Origin of the sequence: Aureimonas sp. AU22 (assembly GCF_001463745.1) — a bacterium.
Lineage (GTDB): Bacteria > Pseudomonadota > Alphaproteobacteria > Rhizobiales > Rhizobiaceae > Aureimonas.
In genome coordinates this window covers 90558-111176 of the sequence record NZ_BBWJ01000045.1, presented here as the reverse complement: position 1 = coordinate 111176, position 20619 = coordinate 90558, and the positions used below count along the sequence as shown (strand labels likewise).

General features: G+C 65.1%; 18 protein-coding genes. 16 read left to right on the top strand and 2 right to left on the bottom strand.

Annotated elements, in window-relative coordinates; genetic code table 11:
- Positions 1 to 15 precede the first annotated feature (15 nt).
- The 10 genes from eno (at position 16) to AUL34_RS16815 (ending at position 9979) form a co-directional block, all read left to right on the top strand.
- Entirely contained in the window at positions 16 to 1293 is a 1278-nt protein-coding gene (gene eno / locus AUL34_RS16860; protein WP_061936186.1) for a phosphopyruvate hydratase, read from the top strand.
- Between the two features lie 112 nt (positions 1294 to 1405).
- Entirely contained in the window at positions 1406 to 1732 is a 327-nt protein-coding gene (locus AUL34_RS16855; protein WP_061936184.1) for a septum formation initiator family protein, read from the top strand.
- A gap of 147 nt (positions 1733 to 1879) precedes the next feature.
- Entirely contained in the window at positions 1880 to 2971 is a 1092-nt protein-coding gene (gene pdhA / locus AUL34_RS16850) for a pyruvate dehydrogenase (acetyl-transferring) E1 component subunit alpha (RefSeq protein ID WP_082653442.1), read from the top strand.
- A 12-nt stretch (positions 2972 to 2983) separates the two neighbouring features.
- Positions 2984 to 4399: a pyruvate dehydrogenase complex E1 component subunit beta gene (locus tag AUL34_RS16845; RefSeq protein WP_061936181.1), complete on the top strand. Its 1416-nt coding sequence runs from the start codon at positions 2984 to 2986 to the stop codon at positions 4397 to 4399.
- 216 nt (positions 4400 to 4615) lie between these two features.
- Positions 4616 to 6019: a pyruvate dehydrogenase complex dihydrolipoamide acetyltransferase gene (locus AUL34_RS16840; RefSeq protein ID WP_061936178.1), complete on the top strand. Its 1404-nt coding sequence runs from the start codon at positions 4616 to 4618 to the stop codon at positions 6017 to 6019.
- 23 nt (positions 6020 to 6042) lie between these two features.
- Complete coding sequence (locus tag AUL34_RS16835; RefSeq protein ID WP_061936175.1) at positions 6043 to 6678, top strand: SGNH/GDSL hydrolase family protein; 636 nt, start codon at positions 6043 to 6045, stop codon at positions 6676 to 6678.
- A gap of 29 nt (positions 6679 to 6707) precedes the next feature.
- On the top strand, positions 6708 to 8159 hold the full coding sequence (lpdA, locus tag AUL34_RS16830; RefSeq protein WP_061936172.1) for a dihydrolipoyl dehydrogenase: 1452 nt from the start codon (positions 6708 to 6710) through the stop codon (positions 8157 to 8159).
- Positions 8160 to 8254: 95 nt separating this feature from the next.
- Complete coding sequence (locus AUL34_RS16825) at positions 8255 to 8515, top strand: GlsB/YeaQ/YmgE family stress response membrane protein (protein WP_061936169.1); 261 nt, start codon at positions 8255 to 8257, stop codon at positions 8513 to 8515.
- A gap of 42 nt (positions 8516 to 8557) precedes the next feature.
- The gene (lipA, locus tag AUL34_RS16820; protein WP_061936166.1) at positions 8558 to 9523 is read left to right on the top strand and encodes a lipoyl synthase; all 966 of its coding nucleotides are present in this window, start codon (positions 8558 to 8560) and stop codon (positions 9521 to 9523) included.
- A gap of 3 nt (positions 9524 to 9526) precedes the next feature.
- On the top strand, positions 9527 to 9979 hold the full coding sequence (locus tag AUL34_RS16815) for a type II toxin-antitoxin system RatA family toxin (protein ID WP_061936163.1): 453 nt from the start codon (positions 9527 to 9529) through the stop codon (positions 9977 to 9979).
- Here the strand turns inward: AUL34_RS16815 and AUL34_RS16810 are convergent.
- Positions 9961 to 10473 carry a CinA family protein gene (locus tag AUL34_RS16810; protein WP_061936160.1) on the bottom strand — a complete coding sequence of 171 codons (513 nt, stop codon included), beginning with the start codon at positions 10471 to 10473 and terminating at the stop codon, positions 9961 to 9963. The two genes, AUL34_RS16815 and AUL34_RS16810, sit on opposite strands and share 19 nt — an antisense overlap.
- Before the next feature lie 4 nt (positions 10474 to 10477).
- Complete coding sequence (locus AUL34_RS16805; protein WP_370539057.1) at positions 10478 to 11692, bottom strand: bifunctional 2-C-methyl-D-erythritol 4-phosphate cytidylyltransferase/2-C-methyl-D-erythritol 2,4-cyclodiphosphate synthase; 1215 nt, start codon at positions 11690 to 11692, stop codon at positions 10478 to 10480.
- 115 nt (positions 11693 to 11807) lie between these two features.
- On the opposite strand from AUL34_RS16805, the gene AUL34_RS16800 reads away from it, so the two are divergent.
- The 6 genes from AUL34_RS16800 (at position 11808) to trkA (ending at position 20535) form a co-directional block, all read left to right on the top strand.
- Positions 11808 to 12881, top strand: a complete 1074-nt coding sequence (locus tag AUL34_RS16800; RefSeq protein ID WP_061936154.1) for a tRNA-dihydrouridine synthase — start codon at positions 11808 to 11810, stop codon at positions 12879 to 12881.
- A gap of 3 nt (positions 12882 to 12884) precedes the next feature.
- Positions 12885 to 14027, top strand: coding sequence for a nitrogen regulation protein NR(II) (locus tag AUL34_RS16795; protein ID WP_061936151.1), 1143 nt, complete (start codon positions 12885 to 12887; stop codon positions 14025 to 14027).
- Entirely contained in the window at positions 14027 to 15475 is a 1449-nt protein-coding gene (ntrC, locus tag AUL34_RS16790) for a nitrogen regulation protein NR(I) (RefSeq protein WP_061936148.1), read from the top strand. The genes AUL34_RS16795 and ntrC overlap by 1 nt, the downstream gene beginning before the upstream one ends.
- 74 nt (positions 15476 to 15549) lie before the next feature.
- The gene (locus tag AUL34_RS16785; RefSeq protein ID WP_061936145.1) at positions 15550 to 17781 is read left to right on the top strand and encodes a PAS domain-containing sensor histidine kinase; all 2232 of its coding nucleotides are present in this window, start codon (positions 15550 to 15552) and stop codon (positions 17779 to 17781) included.
- Positions 17781 to 19142 (top strand): sigma-54 dependent transcriptional regulator, encoded by a 1362-nt coding sequence (locus tag AUL34_RS16780; RefSeq protein ID WP_061936141.1) that lies wholly within the window; start codon positions 17781 to 17783, stop codon positions 19140 to 19142. The genes AUL34_RS16785 and AUL34_RS16780 overlap by 1 nt, the downstream gene beginning before the upstream one ends.
- A gap of 16 nt (positions 19143 to 19158) precedes the next feature.
- Entirely contained in the window at positions 19159 to 20535 is a 1377-nt protein-coding gene (trkA, locus tag AUL34_RS16775) for a Trk system potassium transporter TrkA (protein WP_061936411.1), read from the top strand.
- The last annotated feature ends 84 nt before the right edge of the window (positions 20536 to 20619 follow it).

Here is a 20619-nt window from a genome sequence, read left to right as displayed (position 1 = left end):
GCCAAGGGACTGACCATGACCGCCATCATCGACATCATCGCCCGCGAGATCCTCGACAGTCGCGGAAACCCGACCGTCGAGGTCGACGTGGTGCTGGAAGACGGCTCGATGGGCCGCGCGGGCGTTCCGTCCGGTGCATCGACCGGCGCGCATGAGGCGGTCGAGCTGCGCGACGGCGACGAGCGCTACGGCGGCAAGGGCGTGCAGCAGGCCGTCCAGGCGGTCAACACCGACATCCTGGAGGCACTCGTCGGCTTCGAGGCCGAGAACCAGATCCGTATCGACTCGGTCCTGAAGTCGCTGGACGGCACCCCCAACAAGAGCCGCCTCGGCGCCAATGCCATTCTCGGCGTGTCGCTTGCGACGGCCAAGGCCGCGGCGGAAGCTGCCGGCCTGCCGCTCTACCGCTATGTCGGCGGCGCCAGCGCACACGTCCTCCCCGTTCCGATGATGAACATCATCAACGGCGGCGCGCATGCCGATAATCCGATCGACTTCCAGGAATTCATGATCATGCCGGTCGGCGCGGAGACCTTCGCCGAGGGCCTGCGCATGGGTGCCGAGGTGTTCCACACGCTCAAGAAGGCACTGAAGGCCGCAGGCCACAACACGAACGTCGGTGACGAGGGCGGCTTTGCGCCCAATCTCGAGTCGGCGAAGGCCGGTCTCGACTTCGTCATGGCCTCCATCGAGAAGGCAGGCTACAAGCCCGGCGAGGACATCTACCTCGCGCTCGACTGCGCCTCGACTGAGTTCTTCAAGAACGGCGTCTACGACCTCGACGGCGAGCGCCGTCGTCTGTCGGGCGAGGATATGGCCGGCTATCTCGCCGAGCTCGCCGGCGCGTATCCGATCATTTCGATCGAGGACGGCATGGCGGAGGACGACTGGGCCGGGTGGAAAAGCCTTACCGACAAGATCGGCGACCGCGTCCAGCTCGTCGGCGACGATCTCTTCGTCACCAACTCGGTTCGCCTGCGCGAGGGCATCGAGAAGAAGGTCGCTAACTCGATCCTGGTCAAGGTCAACCAGATCGGCACCCTGAGCGAAACGCTGGACGCGGTCAGCGTCGCCCATCGCGCCGGCTACACGGCCGTGATGTCGCACCGGTCGGGCGAGACCGAGGACTCGACGATCGCGGATCTCGCCGTCGCCACCAACTGCGGGCAGATCAAGACTGGCTCGCTGGCGCGCTCGGACCGGCTCGCGAAGTACAACCAGCTGCTCCGCATCGAAGAGGAGCTTGGCGACCAGGCGGTGTATGCGGGGCGTTCGATCCTGCGCCGTCGCTGACCGAACCGAAGAAGGGGCGCTACGGCGCCCTTTTTTTGGCCACGAGGCGAAACAGGCTTAACGAGCTGTAAATCGATGCGTGGGTAGGATCGGGCATTCCGGAGGCCCATCCATGCATACGAAGCAGAAGCGTCGATCCTGGCTATCGCAGCTCGTGGTGCCAGCCATCACACTGCCTTGCCTTGCCTACTTCGTGTTCCATGCTCAGAGCGGGCGCTACGGAACCGAAGCGAGCGTCGCGTTGCAAGCGGATCTGGTGCGAAAGCAGGCAGCGTACGCCGCGTTGCTCGAAACCCGCGAGGCATTGGAAACGCGTGTCCGGTTGCTCAGCGATGGCACGCTGGAGCGTGATATGATCGACGAGCGGGCCCGTCGCTCCCTCAACTTATCCAACGCGGACGAGGTCACGATACTGCTGGACCGTCCCCGCGCGGATTAACCCATATATGGTTGATCTCGGATGAGGCGCTCCGTTTAACTTGTGTCTAGTTAAGCTTCAGTGTGCCGCTTGCGTGCCTACGCCGTGTCCATATACTTGCCCAAAACTTGCCCGCCGTATTGAGGGCGTCAAGGGATGGGATTCGATATGGCCGCACTGAAGAAGCAGGGTATTGGCGGCGACGGCGAGGCCAGGGCTCCCGGCGCAGGTGACATCGAAAAGACGCTGAAGCAGTACGCGGCTCCGGCCCCTGCGCAGTTCTCCAAGGATGAGGAAGTCCGGGCCTACCGGGACATGCTTCTGATCCGCCGCTTCGAGGAGAAGGCGGGCCAGCTGTACGGCATGGGCTTCATCGGCGGCTTCTGCCACCTCTACATCGGCCAGGAAGCGGTCGTCGTCGGCATGCAGATGGCGATGAAGGAAGGTGACCAGGTCATCACCGGCTATCGCGACCACGGCCACATGCTGGCCACGGGCATGGAATCGCGCGGCGTCATGGCCGAGCTCACGGGTCGCCGTTCCGGCTACTCGAAGGGCAAGGGCGGCTCCATGCACATGTTCTCGAAGGAGAAGCACTTCTACGGTGGCCACGGCATCGTCGGCGCGCAGGTCTCTCTTGGCACGGGCCTCGCCTTCGCCAATCGCTACCGCGGGAACGATTCCGTATCGATCACCTATTTTGGCGACGGCGCGGCCAATCAGGGCCAGGTCTACGAGAGCTTCAACATGGCATCGCTGTGGAAGCTGCCGGTGATCTACGTGATCGAGAACAACCGGTATGCCATGGGCACGTCGGTCAATCGCGCCTCGGCCGAGACGAACTTCGCTCATCGCGGCTTGTCGTTCAAGATTCCGGGTATCCAGGTCGACGGCATGGACGTGCGCGCGGTGAAGGCTGCGGGCGATCTCGCTGTCCAGCATTGCCGCAACGGCGAGGGTCCGATGATCCTCGAGATGCTGACCTATCGCTATCGCGGTCACTCGATGTCGGATCCCGCGAAGTACCGCACCCGCGACGAGGTGCAGAAGATGCGTGCCGAGTCCGATCCGATCGAGCAGGTTCGTCAGCGGCTCGTCGACGCCCACGGGACGTCCGAGGACGACCTGAAGGCTGTGGATCGCGAAGTGCGCGACATCGTGGCCGACGCTGCCGAGTTCGCGCAGAACGACCCCGAGCCGGACGTCTCGGAACTTTGGACCGACATTTATGCGGACGCCGTTCCGCAGGCTTCGAAGTAAGGGGAAGGGCGCATGCCGACCGAAATCCTGATGCCCGCCCTTTCCCCCACGATGGAAGAGGGCACCCTGTCGAAGTGGGTCAAGCAGGAGGGCGACAGCGTCGCCCCCGGCGACGTGATCGCGGAGATCGAGACCGACAAGGCGACCATGGAAGTCGAGGCCATCGACGAAGGCAAGATCGGCAAGATCCTGATCGCCGCTGGAACCGAAGGCGTGAAGGTCAATACGCCGATCGCCATTCTTCTGGCCGATGGCGAAAGCGCGGATGACGCGGTGGCCTCCGCGCCGAAGCCGGCGCCGACCGCATCGACACCGACCGAGGCGAAGCCCGACGCTGCCGAAGGCGACAAGTCGAAGCCGGCGCCGGTGCCCGCGCAAGGCATGTCGCACCCGGAGCCCGAGGATGTCGACGGCGACTTCGCCGAGGAGATCCCGGCCGGCACCAAGACGGTGACGAAGACCGTGCGCGAGGCGCTCCGCGAGGCGATGGCCGAGGAGATGCGCCGCGACGAGACGGTGTTCCTGATGGGCGAGGAAGTCGCCGAGTATCAAGGCGCCTACAAGATCAGCCAGGGCCTGCTGGACGAGTTCGGCGCGCGCCGCGTGGTCGATACGCCGATCACCGAGCACGGCTTCGCCGGCATGGGCGTCGGCGCGGCGTTCGCGGGACTGAAGCCGATCGTCGAGTTCATGACGTTCAACTTCGCCATGCAGGCGATCGACCAGATCATCAACTCAGCCGCCAAGACGCTCTACATGGCCGGTGGCCAGATGGGCTGCCCGATCGTGTTCCGTGGCCCGAACGGCGCTGCCGCCCGCGTCGCCGCGCAGCACAGCCAAGACTATGCGGCCTGGTACAGCCAGATCCCCGGTCTCAAGGTGATTCAGCCCTATTCCGCGGCCGACGCCAAGGGTCTGATGAAGTCGGCGATCCGCGACCCGAACCCGATCGTCTTCCTCGAGAACGAGATCCTCTACGGTCACTCCTTCGAAGTGCCTGATACCGACGACTGGACGGTTCCGATCGGCAAGGCGCGCGTTCATCGCAAGGGCAAGGACGTCACCATCGTCTCCTTCGGCATCGGCATGACGTATGCCGTGGCCGCCGCCGAGCAGCTTGCGAAGGAAGGCATCGACGCCGAGGTCATCGACCTGCGCACGATCCGTCCGATGGACGTCGACGCGATCGTGCGTTCGGTCAAGAAGACCAACCGCTGCGTGACCGTCGAGGAGGGTTGGCCGCAGAACTCGGTCGGCTCCGAGATCGCCTCGCAGCTGATGGTGAAGGCGTTCGACTATCTCGACGCGCCGGTGCTCAAGGTCTGCGGCAAGGACGTGCCGATGCCTTACGCCGCCAATCTCGAGAAGCTGGCGTTGCCTTCGGCCAAGGAAGTGGTCGAGGCGGTCAAGGCCGTCTGCTACCGCTGATGCAATGGAACCTCGTCCGGGAGCGGCGGGGTTCTCGACAATTCGGGACGGGCGGACTCCTCCGGCCGTCCCGCCGCGATGCGGCAACGAAGGTCGCTTGACGTCGCGGCCGCGCAGGCGACCCTTGATGCTGGCCGAACGGTTTCGCTACGAGCGGATCGTGGCCCTTGGAACGATCGATGCCCTTCGAATGGGCGACTGAGGAGACGTGCGCCGATGCCGATCAACGTCACGATGCCGGCCCTTTCGCCGACGATGGAAGAGGGCAACCTCGCGAAGTGGCTGGTGAAGGAGGGCGACAAGGTCTCCTCCGGCGACGTCATTGCGGAGATCGAAACCGACAAGGCGACGATGGAAGTCGAAGCCGTGGACGAGGGCACGGTCGCCAAGATCGTCGTTCCCGCCGGCACGGAAGGCGTGAAGGTCAACGCCGTGATCGCCATCCTGGCGGCCGAGGGCGAAGACGCTTCGGCGGCGGCGGCGGGCGGTGGAGCGTCGGCGTCCGGTTCGCCCGCGGCCGATGCCGCGGTCGAGGGTTCGACGGACGACGCAAAGGACGCTGACAAGCGTGGCTACGAGCGTTCGGCAGAAACAGCGTCCGCCAGCGAGGGCGGCTCTTCCGCCAAGTCGTCGTCCGGTGGTTCCGAATCTTCGAAAGGCGGCCGCGTCTTCGCCTCGCCGCTCGCACGCCGCATCGCTCGGGAACAGGGCGTCGATCTGTCCGGCGTTCAGGGGAGCGGACCCCACGGCCGTATCGTGAAGGCCGACGTCGAGGGCGCCGCAAAGGGTGGTGCCGCCAACGCTACGGTATCCCCAGCAACCGAGGCACCTGCTCCTGCCGCCGCCCCCGCGACCGCAGCCCCCAAGGGTGCCAGCGACGACGCGATCCTCAAGCTCTTCGCCGAAGGCTCCTACGAGAAGATCCCGCACGACGGCATGCGCAAGACCATCGCCAAGCGGCTGGTGGAATCCAAGCAGACGGTTCCGCACTTCTACCTGTCGGTGGATTGCGAACTCGACGCCTTGCTGGCGCTGCGCAAGCAGTTGAACGGCGCGGCGCCCACGGTGAAGGGCGAGGCGGGCGAACGCCCGGCCTACAAGCTGTCGGTCAACGACATGGTCATCAAGGCGATGGCCTGTGCGCTGGTCGCGGTGCCCGACGCCAACGTCTCCTGGACCGAGAGTGCCATGCTGAAGCACCGCAACGCCGATGTCGGCGTCGCCGTGTCGATTGAGGGCGGCCTCATCACCCCGATCATTCGCAAGGCCGACGAGAAGACGCTTTCGACCATCTCTAACGAGATGAAGGATCTGGCCAAGCGCGCTCGCGCCCGCAAGCTGAAGCCCGAGGAGTATCAAGGCGGAACGACTGCGGTTTCGAACCTCGGCATGTTCGGCATCAAGGATTTCTCGGCCGTCATCAACCCGCCGCATGCGACGATCCTTGCGGTCGGCGCCGGTGAGGAACGAGCGGTGGTGAAGGCCGGCGCCGTGACGGTCGCGACCGTTATGACGGTGACGCTCTCGACCGATCATCGTGCGGTCGACGGAGCTCTCGGCGCTGAACTGATCTCGGCATTCAAGCGCTTCATCGAGAACCCGATGAGCATGCTGGTCTGATCGGCGGGCTGCGAGCTTCGCCCATGAAGACCGTGCTTTGTTTCGGTGACTCTCTGACTTGGGGCTACGATGCCGCTGGCCCCGGCCGGCATCGTTACGAAGATCGCTGGCCGAGCGTGGTCGGAGAACGGCTGGCCGGAAGGGCGCGTGTCATTGCGGAGGGGCTGAACGGGCGCACGACCGCCTATGACGACCATCTCGCGCCATCGGACCGAAACGGTGCGCGACTGCTGCCGACGATCCTCGCCACCCACGAGCCCGTCGACATTCTGGTGATCGCGCTTGGATCGAACGATCTGAAGAAGCATACGGGCGGCGGCCGGGTCGCGGAGGCCGCCTTCGGCGTGGAACGGCTGGTAGAGATTGCCCGCAGCTTTCCTTCGTCCTTCGCGTTCCGGGTCGGCGAGATCGTGCTGGTGTCTCCTCCTGCGTTGGTGCGGACCGCAGACCCGGACTTCGATGCGATGTTCGGCCATTCGGTCGATGAATCGCACCGCTTCAAGGACGCTTATGCCCGCGTCGCCGAGGTCACCGGATGCCGTCATGTGGCAGCGTCGGACCATTGCGTCGCCACCCCGCAGGACGGGGTTCATCTCGATGCCGCCAACACACGCGCCCTCGGCGAGGCGATTGCTCAGACGCTTGTTCCGCTGCTCTAGCGACGAATTCCTTTCGACGGAGAAGACCCATGGCCGATACCTATGACATCCTGATCATCGGCGGCGGGCCGGGCGGCTACGTGGCGGCCATTCGCGCTGCGCAGCTCGGCTTCAAGACCGCCGTTGTCGAACGCGAGCACATGGGCGGCATCTGCCTCAACTGGGGCTGCATTCCCACCAAGGCGCTGCTGCGCTCGGCCGAGGTGTTCCATTACGCCGAGCACGGCGACAACTACGGCCTCAAGATCGGGAAGCCCGATTTCGACATCGGTGCCGTGGTGAAGCGCTCGCGCGGCGTTTCGGCCCAGCTCAATGGCGGCGTCGCCGGGCTGATGAAGAAGAACAAGATCGACGTGATCTGGGGCCAGGCCAAGCTCACCAAGGCCGGCAAGGGCGGCCCAGTAGAGGTCGAGGTCGGCGAACCGACGAAGCCCGCGGTGCAGCCGCAGAACCCGGTGCCGAAGGGGGTACTCGGCCACGGCACGTACAAGGCCAAGCATGTGATCGTCGCAACCGGCGCGCGCCCGCGCGTCCTGCCGGGCATCGAAGCCGACGGCGAGCGCATCTGGACCTATTTCGAGGCGATGAAGCCGCAGTCCATGCCGAAGTCGCTGATCGTCATGGGCTCGGGTGCCATCGGCATCGAGTTCGCGTCGTTCTATCGCACCATGGGCGCCGACGTGACGGTGGTAGAGCTCCTGCCGCAGATCCTGCCGGTCGAGGACGCAGAGATCGCGGCCGTCGCGCGCAAACAGTTCGAGAAGCAGGGGATGAAGATCCTCTCGGACGCCAAGGTCGCGAAGGTGACGAAGACCGGCGACGGTGTCGAGGTCACGGTGGAGCAGGGCGGCAAGAGCCAGGTGCTGAAAGCCGAGAAGCTGATCTCCGCTGTCGGCGTCCAAGGCAACACCGAGGGCCTGAATCTCGAGGGCGTCGGCGTCGCGGTCGAGCGTGGGCTCGTCAAGATCGATGCCTATGGCCGCACCAATGTCGAAGGCGTCTACGCGATCGGCGATGTCGCCGGCGCGCCGATGCTGGCCCACAAGGCGGAGCACGAGGGCACGATCTGCGTCGAGAAGATCAAGGGCCTCGACGCCCACCCGATGAAGCGCACTCAGATCCCGGGTTGCACCTATTGCCAGCCGCAGATCGCTTCGGTCGGGCTCACCGAGGCGAAGGCCAAGGAGGAGGGGCGCGAGGTCAAGGTCGGCCGCTTCCGCTTCCTCGCGAACGGCAAGGCGATCGCGCTCGGCGAGCCGGACGGCATGGTCAAGACCGTCTTCGATGCCAAGACAGGTGAGCTGCTAGGCGCCCACATGGTGGGTGCGGAAGTCACCGAACTGATCCAGGGCTTCGTGATCGCCATGGGTCTGGAAACGACGGAGGAGGAGCTGATGCACACCGTGTTCCCGCATCCCACCCTGTCCGAGATGATGCACGAGAGCGTGCTCGACGCCTACGGCAAGGTCATCCACATGTGAGGACGTGAAAATTGCAGCGGGCCGCGACAAGAGGTCTTGTCCACATTTTCGCCGCACTATCTCAACTCTCGGTGTTTGTACCGTAGGAGATACGTATGGGTTGGCTCGCTGCAATTATCGTTGGCGGCATCGCCGGATGGCTCGCCGAGACTGTGATGAAGAGCAACATGGGGCTTCTTCTGAACATCATTCTCGGCATCGTCGGTGCCGTGTTCTTGAACTTCCTCCTCGGCATCCTCGGTGCGACGAACCTTCAGGCGGGCGCGAGCTTCTCGATCCAGTACCTGATCGTCGGCTTCATCGGTGCCTGCATCCTGATCTTCCTCTTCCGGGCAGTCCGCGGCCGCCGCGTCTAAGCGCGATTGCGTGACTGTCGAACCGAGCTTAAATGACGGTCAATGGTCACGATCCTAGACGCCCGAACCACGGCTGGTGCCGCGAGGCCCCGCCATCCCGAAAAGGCGCACCGCCCCGATACGGCGGTGCTCCCGAAGCCTGACTGGATCAGAGTCAAGGCACCGGTCTCCCTCGGCTACCAGGAAACCCGGGAGATCGTGAAATCCAACCGCCTCGTCACCGTGTGCGAGGAGGCGGGATGCCCCAACATCGGCGGATGCTGGGAGAAGAAGCACGCGACCTTCATGATCATGGGCGGCATCTGCACGCGCGCGTGCGCGTTCTGTAACGTCGCCACCGGTCTGCCGAACGCGCTGGACAGGGGCGAGCCCGCCAGTGTCGGCCGTGCGGTCGCGAGCATGGGTCTGTCGCACGTCGTCATCACCTCGGTGGACCGCGACGATCTCGCCGACGGCGGCGCGCAGCATTTCGTCGAGACCATCCACGCCATTCGTGCCTCCGCCCCTGGAACCACGATCGAAATCCTGACTCCCGACTTCCTGCGCAAGCCGGGCGCCTTGGAGAAGGTGGTCGCCGCCCGTCCCGACGTTTTCAACCACAACCTCGAGACGGTGCCGTCGAACTACCTGACGGTGCGCCCCGGCGCCCGCTACTTCCATTCCATACGGCTCCTGCAGCGGGTGAAGGAACTGGACCCGACGATCTTCACCAAGTCGGGCATCATGGTCGGCCTCGGCGAAGAGCGGCACGAGGTGCTCCAGCTGATGGACGACCTGCGCACCGCGGACGTGGATTTCATGACCATCGGCCAATACCTCCAGCCGACGCGCAAGCACCATCCGGTGATCCGCTACGTCACCCCGGACGAATTCAAGTCCTTCGAGACCGTGGGCCTGACCAAGGGCTTCCTCGTCATGGCATCCAGCCCGCTCACCCGTTCGTCGTATCATGCAGGCGACGATTTCGAGCGTCTGAAGGCCGCCCGTCTGGCGAAGATCGCGGCCTGATCCGTGCCGAAGTTCGAGAATGCGCGCGTCGTGCGCCACACGCCCGACGAGATGTTCGACCTCGTGGCCGATGTCGAGCGCTACCCCGAGTTCCTGCCGCTATGCCAGAGCCTCGTGGTGCGTTCGCGTCGCGAGAAGGACGGCAAGACGCTGCTGATTGCGGACATGACCGTGGCCTACAAGATGATCCGGGAGACGTTCACGTCGCAGGTCCTCTTAAAACCGGCCGAGCGGCAGATCGACGTGAAGTATGTCGACGGGCCGTTTCGCTATCTCGAGAACCGGTGGACCTTCGCGCCTCATCCCGACGGCTGTGAAGTGCGGTTCTTCATCGACTACGAGTTCAAGAGCCGAACGCTGGGTCTGCTGATGGGCTCGATGTTCGACTACGCCTTCCGCCGCTTCGCCACGGCTTTCGAGGAGCGGGCGGAAAAGGTCTATTCCGTATCGGCCTGAAGGAGACGGTCCAGAGCGGCCCCCAGCATCTCCAGCGCCGCGGCAACGCTCGCGATTCGGACCTCACCCCGGCCGATCGGTCCGAAGCGATGCTCGGCGTAGACGGTTCCGAGCCGCGAGGCGCAGGCGAAATGGACGAGGCCGACGGGCTTGTTTTCCGAGCCGCCGCCCGGACCGGCGATGCCGGTGATCGATACCGCGATATCCGACCGCGCAACCTGCCGGGCGCCGACTGCCATCGCTTCGGCCACCTCGCGAGAGACGGCTCCATGGCGTTCCAGCAGCGCGGTGGGAACGGCGAGGAGGCGTGCCTTCGCGTCGTTGGAATAGGTCACGAAGCCGGTTCCGAACACGGCGGACGAGCCCGCGACGTCCGTCAGCGCGCTCGCCACCAGGCCCCCGGTGCAGGATTCGGCGGTCGCAATTGTCAACCCGGCGTCGGTGGCCCTGGCGACGATCGATGCGGCCAGGCGCTGCCTTGCGTCGGCATCCATACCCTCAGCCTCCGTAGACGACGCTGGCAGTGGCGATCGCCGCGATCCCCTCGCGGCGGCCGATGAAGCCGATCGTCTCGTTCGTGGTCGCCTTGATCGAAATCCGATCCGGCTCCAGACCCGTCACGTCGCCGATCACCGCGACCATGGCTGCGCGATGCGGGCCGACCTTCGGCGCTTCGCAGATCAGCGTCACGTCGACGTTGCAGATGCGGCCGGACCGCTCCCGCACGATGTCCACGGCGCGCTGCAGGAAAATCCGGGAAGCGACTCCCCGCCACTGCGGATCGCTGGGCGGGAAATGGGTGCCGATGTCGCCCGCACCGCAGGTGGCGAGCAAGGCGTCGGTGAGGGCATGGAATCCGACATCGGCGTCCGAGTGCCCAAGGAGCGTCTGATCGTGCTCGATCCGCACCCCGCACAAGGTGACGCCGTCGCCTGGTATCAGCTTGTGGACGTCGTATCCGTTGCCCGTGCGAACGTCGATCATCGGTGGTCCTTCTCGAAAGCGTTCGGCGGCCAGGGTGAGTTCCCGCGCCAACGTCAGTTTGACGTTCTCTGGATCGCCCGCGACAAGGCGGACAGGGATGCCGGCCCATTCGGCAATGGAGGCGTCGTCGGTGAACGACGTCTTCGTCTCGCGCGAAGCCTTCGTGTGCGCCTCGCGGATCAAACCATAGGGGAAACCTTGGGGTGTCTGCGCGCCGAAGAGACCGGAGCGGTCCACCGTCATGTCGACCAGGTCTCCGTCGGACCGCTTCAGCGTGTCCGCAACGGGAAGTGCGAGGATCGCGCCCGTGGCGGGGTCGACATCCGCCACCACCCGCAGGATGGCCTCGGACGATACGAACGGCCGCACGGCATCGTGGATCAGGACGACGTCGGGCGCGACTTCCGCCAGAGCCTCCAGCCCGCACCGGACCGATTCCTGTCGGGTCGCGCCGCCCTCCACCAGAACGATTCGGTCCATGAGTTCATCGAGCGCGCGGCCGGCAATGGCATGATCGTCCGGGTGAATGACGACGACGACGTGGGTCAGTCCCTCGGTTGCGAGAAAGCGCTCGGCCGTGCGCCACAGCACCGGGCGGCCACCGAGGTCGAAATACTGCTTCGGTCCAAAGGGCGTCAGCCCAGCACGCGACCCGCGGCCAGCGGCAACAAGGATCGCTGCAATTTTCATCGATTGCCCATTTGAACCGTTCTCATGGAACGTCGTCAGCACATCCGTCCGCGGTGAGCAAGTCCGTAGCCACGCGCTGTGTGCAATGCAGCATGCTCCCGCTTTGCACACGCATTTTGATTGTCTTTTGTGCAAGCGGCGATATGCTGTTTGAATGTGCTCTCAATATGCCACGTCGCGCAAGTTCGGCGAGCTGCCGGTGCGGTCGGGTGACCTGTCGATAGGCAGGTTGACCGTCCGTTCGCGCGTGTTTTTGGCGCCGCTCTCAGGAATCACCGACATTCCGTTCCGTCGGCTGGTGCGGACGTTCGGCACCGAGATCGTCTACTCCGAAATGGTGGCGAGCGGCGAGCTTGTTCGAAAAGACCAGGAAAGCCTGCAGCGTGCCGGCGCGGACGGGTGCGGTTTGCACGCCGTCCAGCTGGCGGGACGCGAGGCCGACGCCATGCGTCAGGCGGCCGATATCGTCGCCTCGCATGGCGCCGATCTCATCGACATCAACATGGGATGCCCGGCGAAGAAGGTGGTGGGCGGGCTGTCGGGTTCGGCGCTGATGCGCGATCTCGACCATGCGCTTCGTCTGATCGATGCGACCGTGGAAGGAGCAGGGGACGTACCGGTCACGCTCAAGATGCGGCTGGGTTGGGACCGATCCAGCCTCAACGCTGCCGATCTCGCTCTGCGCGCCGAGAACGCCGGCGTGCGGCTCGTTACCGTCCACGGCCGGACGCGCGATCAGTTCTACACCGGCGCGGCGGACTGGGCGGCGATCGGCGCGGTGTCGCGAACGGTCTCCATCCCGGTGGTCGCCAACGGCGATCTGCAGAGCCGGGCGGACCTCGGCGCCATGCTGGGTGCGAGCGGGGCGGACGCGGTGATGATCGGTCGCGCCGCCTGCGGACGGCCGTGGTTTCCGGCGCTCGTCGAAGGCACGCTCGATCCGTTGCGCATGGACGAATGCTTCGCCGATCTCGTGCTCGCCCATCATGGCGAGATGCTGCGGTTCTATGGGACGCAGGCCGGCATGCGCCACGCGCGCAAGCACCTTGGATGGTATCTCGACCTCTACGAGCGCGCCACGGGTGCGAACGTCTCAGCCGATCGTGCGGACCTCATGCGCGCGAGCGAAGCCGAACGCGTGTGCTCGATGGTTCGCGCCGTTTTCGGCAAGACGCGGCTAAGCGACGTCGAGCCCGAGTTCGACACTTCGCTTCGTCGGGCCGCGTGACCGATGCAACAAGGGGAATCTGCCTTGCCGCTCGATCAGTTCTCGCTTCTCAACGCGCTGCCCCATCCCGTGGTGGCGCTCGACGAAAGCGGGCGCTTCGCCTTCGCCAACTCGGATGCCGAGCAGTTTTTCTCAGCCAGCGCCGGGCATCTCTCGAAGCGACGGCTTGCCGACTTCATTCCGCGTGACAGCCCGGTGCTGGGGCTGGTCGAGCAGGTGATGAACGACCATTCGCGCATCAGCGAGTACCGGGTCGACGTGTCCTCACCGCGTCTTGGGATGGACCGGCTGGTCGACGTGTACGTGTCGAGCCTCGCAGAGCCCGTCGGGCACGTCCTGGTCATGTTCCAGCTGCGTTCGATGGCCGACAAGATGGACCGTCAGCTCACGCACCGCTCGGCCGCGCGGACGGTGACGGGTCTTGCCGCGATGCTCGCGCACGAGATCCGCAATCCGCTGTCGGGCATCAAGGGCGCGGCGCAGCTGCTGGAAGCCGAGGCGAGCGACGACGACCGGGTCCTGACTCAGCTCATCCAGGACGAGAGCGAGCGTATCGTCAAGCTCGTGGACCGCATGGAGGTCTTTTCCGACGAGCGACCGGTGGAACGCTCGGCCGTCAACATCCACTCCGTCCTCGAACATGTGAAGACGCTGGCGAAAAGCGGGTTCGCGCGCGATATCAGGATCACGGAAGCCTACGATCCGTCGCTTCCATCCGTGTTCGCCAACCGCGACCAGCTGGTTCAGGTCTTCATCAACCTCGTGAAGAACGCCAGCGAGGCGGTCGCGGGTCGACCGGACGGCGAGATCCGCCTCGCGACCGCCTTCAAGCCCGGCGTGCGCCTTTCGGTCCCGGGTGCGCGAACGCGCATGACGCTGCCTTTGGAGTTCGTCGTCGAGGATAACGGGCCCGGCGTTCCGGACGACATACGCGAGAACATCTTCGATCCGTTCATCACGACCAAGCCGAGCGGCACCGGTCTCGGGCTCGCGCTGGTCGCCAAGATCGTGCGCGACCACGGCGGGGTGATCGAATGCGATTCCCATCCCGGCCACACGATCTTCCGGGTGCTGATGCCGGCTTGGACGGAGCCCGCCGAGGCGGACCCCGACGGAACGACACCGAAACGCAGGCGAACGCGCTGATGGCCTCCTCCCAGATTCTTGTCGCGGACGACGATGCGGCGATCCGCACGGTCATTTCGCAGGCCCTGATGCGGGCTGGGTTCGAGGTCCGCGTGACGTCGAACATCGCCACCCTCTGGCGCTGGATCAGCGCGGGCGATGGCGATCTCGTCGTGTCCGACGTCCTCATGCCGGACGGCAACGTGTTCGACGTTCTCCCGAGGATTCGAAATACGCGGCCCGACCTGCCCGTGATCGTCATGAGCGCGCAGAACACGTTCATGACCGCCATCCAGGCGTCGGAAAAGGGCGCGTACGACTATATTCCGAAGCCGTTCGACCTGACCGAACTCGTCAGCATCGTCCGCCGCGCGCTGGCCGAGCCGAAGGCGGACGCGCGCGCGAAGGCGATGGAGGACGGAACCGATGCGATCCCCCTGATCGGTCGCTCGCCCGCCATGCAGGACATATACCGTGCCCTGGCACGGATGATGCAGACGGACCTGACGGTGACGCTCACCGGCGAATCCGGCACCGGCAAGGAGCTGGTCGCGCGGGCCCTGCACGACTACGGCCGCCGCCGGAAAGGTCCGTTCGTCGCCATCAACATGGCTGCGATCCCGCGCGATCTGATCGAATCAGAGCTTTTCGGGCATGAGAAGGGCGCTTTCACCGGAGCGCAGGCGCGGGCCAGCGGGCGCTTCGAGCAGGCGGAAGGCGGTACGCTCTTCCTCGACGAGATCGGCGACATGCCGATGGAGGCGCAGACGCGTCTCCTGCGCGTGCTTCAGCAGGGCGAGTACACGGTGGTGGGCGGCCGGACGCCGATCGCCACCGACGTGCGCATCGTATCGGCCACGAACAAGGATCTGCGACAGCTGATCCAGCGCGGCCTGTTCCGGGAAGACCTGTTCTACCGGCTTAACGTGGTGCCGCTGCGGCTGCCGCCGCTGCGCGAGCGGATCGAGGATCTGGTCGATCTCACGAACCACTTCTTCGGCCTCGTGCAGAAAGAGGGCCTGTCGCGAAAGACGCTGACGTCCGGTGCGCTCGACGTGATGCGGCGTTACCCCTGGCCCGGGAACGTGCGCGAACTCGAGAACCTCGTTCGCCGCTTGAGCGCGCTCTACCCACAGGACGAGATTTCGGCGGAGATCATCGATCACGAACTTGCCAACGACCAGACGAAGCCGATTGGCGGCGACGGCGACAGTTCCAAACCCATCGATCTCTCGGCGGCCGTCGAACGGTACCTGTTCGAGTATTTCGGCTCGTTCGGAAATGAACTGCCGCCGCCCGGTCTCCATGGTCGCATCCTGCGCGAAGTGGAGTATCCGCTGATCGCGGCTGCTCTTGCCGCGACCCGTGGGAACCAGGTGAAGGCGGCCGATCTCCTCGGTGTGAACCGCAACACGCTTCGCAAGAAGATCCGCGATCTCGACATCTCGATCGTCCGATCGATCCGCTGATTTTTCGGATTACTCGTTGCATTCTGGACACAATGCGTTGCAAGTGTGCCACGTGAATCGATCACGGTAGGCTGATGGCATCGCAAACCACGACCATGGAAGGCGAGGTTCCCGCGCTCGGCGAGCGCCGTCGGTTCATGCTGGTGCCCGGGATCCTCGCTGTCATCGGTGCCCTGGTGACGGGCGCGATTTCGTTCGTCGTGCTGATGGGGCTGACGCCGATCGCGCCGACGGCCGTCGTGGTGAAGACCGCGACGGTGGTCAACGGCGTGTTCGTGGTGTTGCTCTGCGTGCTGATCGCGCGCGAAGTCGTGCGCATGACGAAGGCGCAGCGGCATGGCAAGGCGGCGTCTCGCCTCCACGTGCGCATCGTGCTTCTGTTTTCGATCGTCGCGGCGTTGCCGGCGTTGCTCGTCGCCATCGTCGCCGGCATCACGCTCGATCTCGGCCTCGACCGCTGGTTCGAGATCCGTACCCGGACGATCATCGATTCCTCGATCAACGTGGCGGAAGCCTACGTCAACGAGAACGCTCGCAACCTGCAGGGCTCGACCCTGTCGATGGCGCAGGAGTTGCGCGGCCAGCGTCAGCTGTTTAACCTCGACCGGACCGGCTTCCAGGACCTTCTGACGGAGCAGGCCAAGGGCCGCTCGCTTCTCGGTGCGCAACTTCTGAATGGCGACGGCATGCCGTTCCTGCGCGCGGACGTGCCGGTCGAGCGACCTTTGCCGGTTCCCCCTGCGGACGCCCTGCAACAGGCATCCGCCGGCAATCTCGTGTTCATTCCGCCGGGAGTGACCAACCTCGTCGGTGCCGTAATGCGCCTACGCGAGTTCGGCGACGTGTATCTCTACACGATCCGCGTCGTGGACCCCGAAGTGATCGGCGCGCTGCGTCTGATGCGCGAGCGCACGGCGGAATATTCCAGCCTCGCCGACAACCGCTTCGGCCTGCAGATCGCCTTCGCGCTTCTCTATCTCGGCATCACGCTGATCGTGCTGCTCTCGGCCATCTGGACCGGCATCGGCGTCGCCGATCGTCTGGTGCGGCCGATCCGGCTTCTGATCTCGGCGGCCGACGAAGTGAGCGAGGGAAATCTCGGCGTCTCGGTTCCGGTGCGCGTGTCGGACGGCGATGTCGGCTCGCTGTCGAACACGTTCAACAACATGATCCGCCAGCTTCGCAGCCAGCGGCACGAACTCGTCAACGCCAAGGACGTGATCGACGAGCGCCGTCGCTTCACGGAAGCGGTGCTGTCGGGCGTGACGGCCGGCGTTCTCGGCGTCGACCGCCGTGGCGAGATCAGCATGCTGAACCCTTCGGCCGAGCGCATCCTCTCGATCCATGGAGCGGACGTAGTCGGACGGCCGCTGACGGAAATCCTGCCGGGGATTAGCGAGGTCTACGCCTCGGCCCGGCAGTCTCGGCGCCGCGAGCATCAGGAGCAGATCAAGCAGAGGGTGCGCGACCGGGAGCGGGTGCTCGACGTGCGGGTGACGTCCGAGGAGGAGGAGGCGGGCGCCAGCGCCAGCGTCGTGACGATCGACGACATCACCGATCTCGTCGACGCGCAGCGCTCGTCCGCCTGGGCCGACGTCGCACGGCGCATCGCGCACGAGATCAAGAACCCACTCACGCCGATCCAGCTCTCGGCCGAGCGCATACGCCGTCGCTACGGCAAGTTCATCGAGACCGATCGCGAGATCTTCGACCGCTGCGTCGACACGATCATCCGGCAGGTGGCCGACATCGGTCGCATGGTGGACGAGTTCTCGCAGTTCGCCCGCATGCCCAAGCCCACGCTCGAGGAGCGGGACCTGCGCGAGGCGTTGCGCGAGGCCGTCTTCATGCGCGAGCTGGCGGCGCAGGGCATATCGATCGAGGGCCGGTTCGGCGACGTTCCGCTGATGGGATCCTACGATCTCCGGCTTCTGTCGCAGGCCTTCGGCAACCTCGTGAAGAACGCCGTCGAGGCCATGGAGACGCTGGAGAACCACGCCGGGAGCATCGTCGTCACGGCCCACGCCGCGGACGGCATGAACGTGGTCGAGATCGAAGACAACGGCATGGGCTTCCCCAAGGAGGATCGAGATCGCCTCCTCGAGCCCTATATGACGACCCGCGAAAAAGGCACCGGCCTCGGTCTCGCCATCGTGCGCAAGATCGTGGAGGAGCACGGCGGCACGATCGCGCTCGACGATGCGCAGCGCTTTGAGCGCGGCGCCCTCGTTCGCATCCGCCTTCCGGCATTCGACGTGCCCACGCCCGCCCCGACGACGAACTCAGCAGAAGACGGTGAACACTGATGGCAGCGGATATCCTGATCGTTGACGACGAAGCCGACATCCGCGAGCTGGTCGCTGGCCTCTTGGACGACGAGGGCTACGAGACCCGCACGGCAAGCAATTCCGATATGGCGCTTCAGGCGATCGCCGACCGCGTGCCGCGGCTGATCTTCCTGGATATCTGGCTTCAGGGAAGCCGCTTGGATGGGCTGGACGTCCTGGACGCGATCCGAGCGCAGCATCCGGAAGTGCCGGTCGTCATGATTTCGGGCCACGGCAATATCGAGACCGCCGTATCCGCCATCCGTCGCGGTGCCTACGACTATATCGAGAAGCCCTTCAAGGCCGACCGCCTGGTGCTGATCGCCGAGCGCGCACTGGAAACCTCCAAGCTCAAGCGCGAGGTTTCCGAACTCAAGCGACGCTCCAGCGATTCACCGGACCTCCTCGGCAAGTCGCATCCGATGAACCAGCTTCGCGCCACGATCGAGCGGGTGGCTCCGACGAACAGCCGCGTCATGATCCTCGGGCCTTCGGGCTCCGGCAAGGAGATGGTCGCGCGTGCCATCCACGCCGCCTCCGCGCGAGCGAAGGGCCCCTTCATCGCGTTGAACGCGGCCGCGATCACGCCGGAACGCATGGAAGTTGAACTGTTCGGCACGGAGACGCCGCCGGGCGTCGAGCGCAAGGTCGGCGCGTTGGAAGAGGCACACGGCGGCGTCCTCTACCTCGACGAGGTCGGCGACATGCCGCGCGAGACCCAGAACAAGATCCTGCGCGTGCTGACCGAGCAGACGTTCGAGCGTGTCGGCGGGGCGAAGCGCGTCAAGGTCGACGTGCGCATCATCTCGTCGACGTCGCAGAACCTCGAATCGCTGATGGCCGAGGGCACGTTCCGCGAGGACCTGTTCCATCGCCTCGCCGTGGTGCCGATCTCCGTCCCGCCGCTGGCCGACCGTCGCTCGGACATCCCGATCCTGATCGAAGCCTTCATGAAGCAGATCGGCGACCAGACGGGCATTCGGGCGAAGGCGCTGAGCCCGGAAGCCCTGGCGGTTCTCCAGTCGAGCGACTGGCCCGGCAACATCCGGCAGCTGCGCAACAACATCGAACGCCTAATGATCCTGTCGCGTCAGGACGGCGCGGAGGCAATCTCGGCCGACATGCTGCCGCACGAGGTCAGCGATATGCTGCCGCGGACGCCCAGCCAGTCCGACGGACGCATTCTGGCACTGCCGCTGCGCGACGCACGCGAGGTGTTCGAGAAGGAATATCTCGTGGCTCAGATCAACCGCTTCGGCGGCAACATCTCGCGCACCGCCGAGTTCGTCGGCATGGAGCGCTCGGCGCTGCACCGGAAGCTGAAGTCGCTGGGAATCTGAACGACCGCCGATGCCCATGAAGATCGTGATCTGCGGCGCGGGCCAGGTCGGCTACGGCATCGCCGAGAGTCTGGCCGGAGAGCGCAACGACGTATCGGTCATCGACACGTCGCAGGCGCTGATCGCCAACATCCGCGAGAATCTCGACGCCAAGGGCATCGTCGGGCACGGTGCCTTTCCCGATACGCTGGCCGAGGCGGGGGCTGCCGAAGCGGACATGCTGATCGCCGTGACGCTGCACGACGAAGTCAACATGGTCGCCTGCCAGGTGGCGCATTCGCTCTTCAACGTGCCGACCAAGATCGCGCGGATCCGCAGCCAGGCCTATCTTCAGCCGCACTGGCAGGATCTCTTCTCGACGGACCACATGCCGATCGACGTGGTGATCTCTCCAGAGGTGGAGGTCGCGCAGATGGTGCTGCGGCGTATCGCGCTGCCGGGCGCCGTCGATACGGTGCGCTTTTCCGAGGGGTCGATCTCCCTGATCGCCATCGAGTGCGGCGAGGAATGCCCCGTCCTCGGGACGCCGCTCGGTCAACTTTCGGAACTGTTTCCCGACCTCGGCGCCACCGTCGTCGGCGTCCTGCGCGATGGCGCGATCTTCATTCCGAACGGGGTGGACATCCTCTACGCCGGGGACCTCGCCTACGTCATCGTCGAGCAGTCGCAGGTTCGTCGCACGCTGACCATCTTTGGCCACGAGGAGCCCGACGTCGGGCGCATCGTGATCGCCGGCGGCGGCAATGTGGGCCTGACGGTCGCGTCGGAGATGGAGAGCCGCAACCTCGCCTCGCGTCTACGGCTGCTCGAAGCCGACGGCGCCCGGGCCCTTCATATCGCCGACAAGCTCAAGCGCACGATCGTGCTTCAGGGAAGCGCGCTCGATCCGACGATCCTCCGCGAGGCGGAGATCGGCGAAGCCGACCTGATGGTCTCGCTGACCAACGACGACCAGATCAACGTCCTGAGCTCGGCCATGGCGAAGCGGCTGGGGGCCAAGTCGAACCTTGCTCTCATCAACAGCCCGACGTTCCAGGATCTCGCCAAGCACCTTGGAATCGACGCAGTCCTCAACCCCCGCTCCGTCACCATCTCGCGTATCCTGCAGCATGTCAGGCGCGGGCGCATCCGCGCGGTGCATTCGGTCCAGAACGGAATGGCGGAGGCGATCGAAGCCGAAGCGCTGGAAACCTCGCCGCTCGTCGGCCAGCCGCTGCGCGAGCTCGACATCCCCGATGGGATGCGAATCGGGGCCGTGACCCGCAACGGCGTGTTCATCCGCCCGACCGGTCAGACCCGCATTCGACCGAAGGACCGGGTCGTCCTGTTCGTGCGGTCGGACACGGTTCGACAGGTGGAGCAGTTTTTTCGCGTCAGCCTCGAGTTCTTCTGATGTGGCGCTGCAACGGAAGGATACCTATCTCGGGAACGGTCCATCCGAACCACCAAGTCGTATTGAACGCGTCGCTTCGCTGAA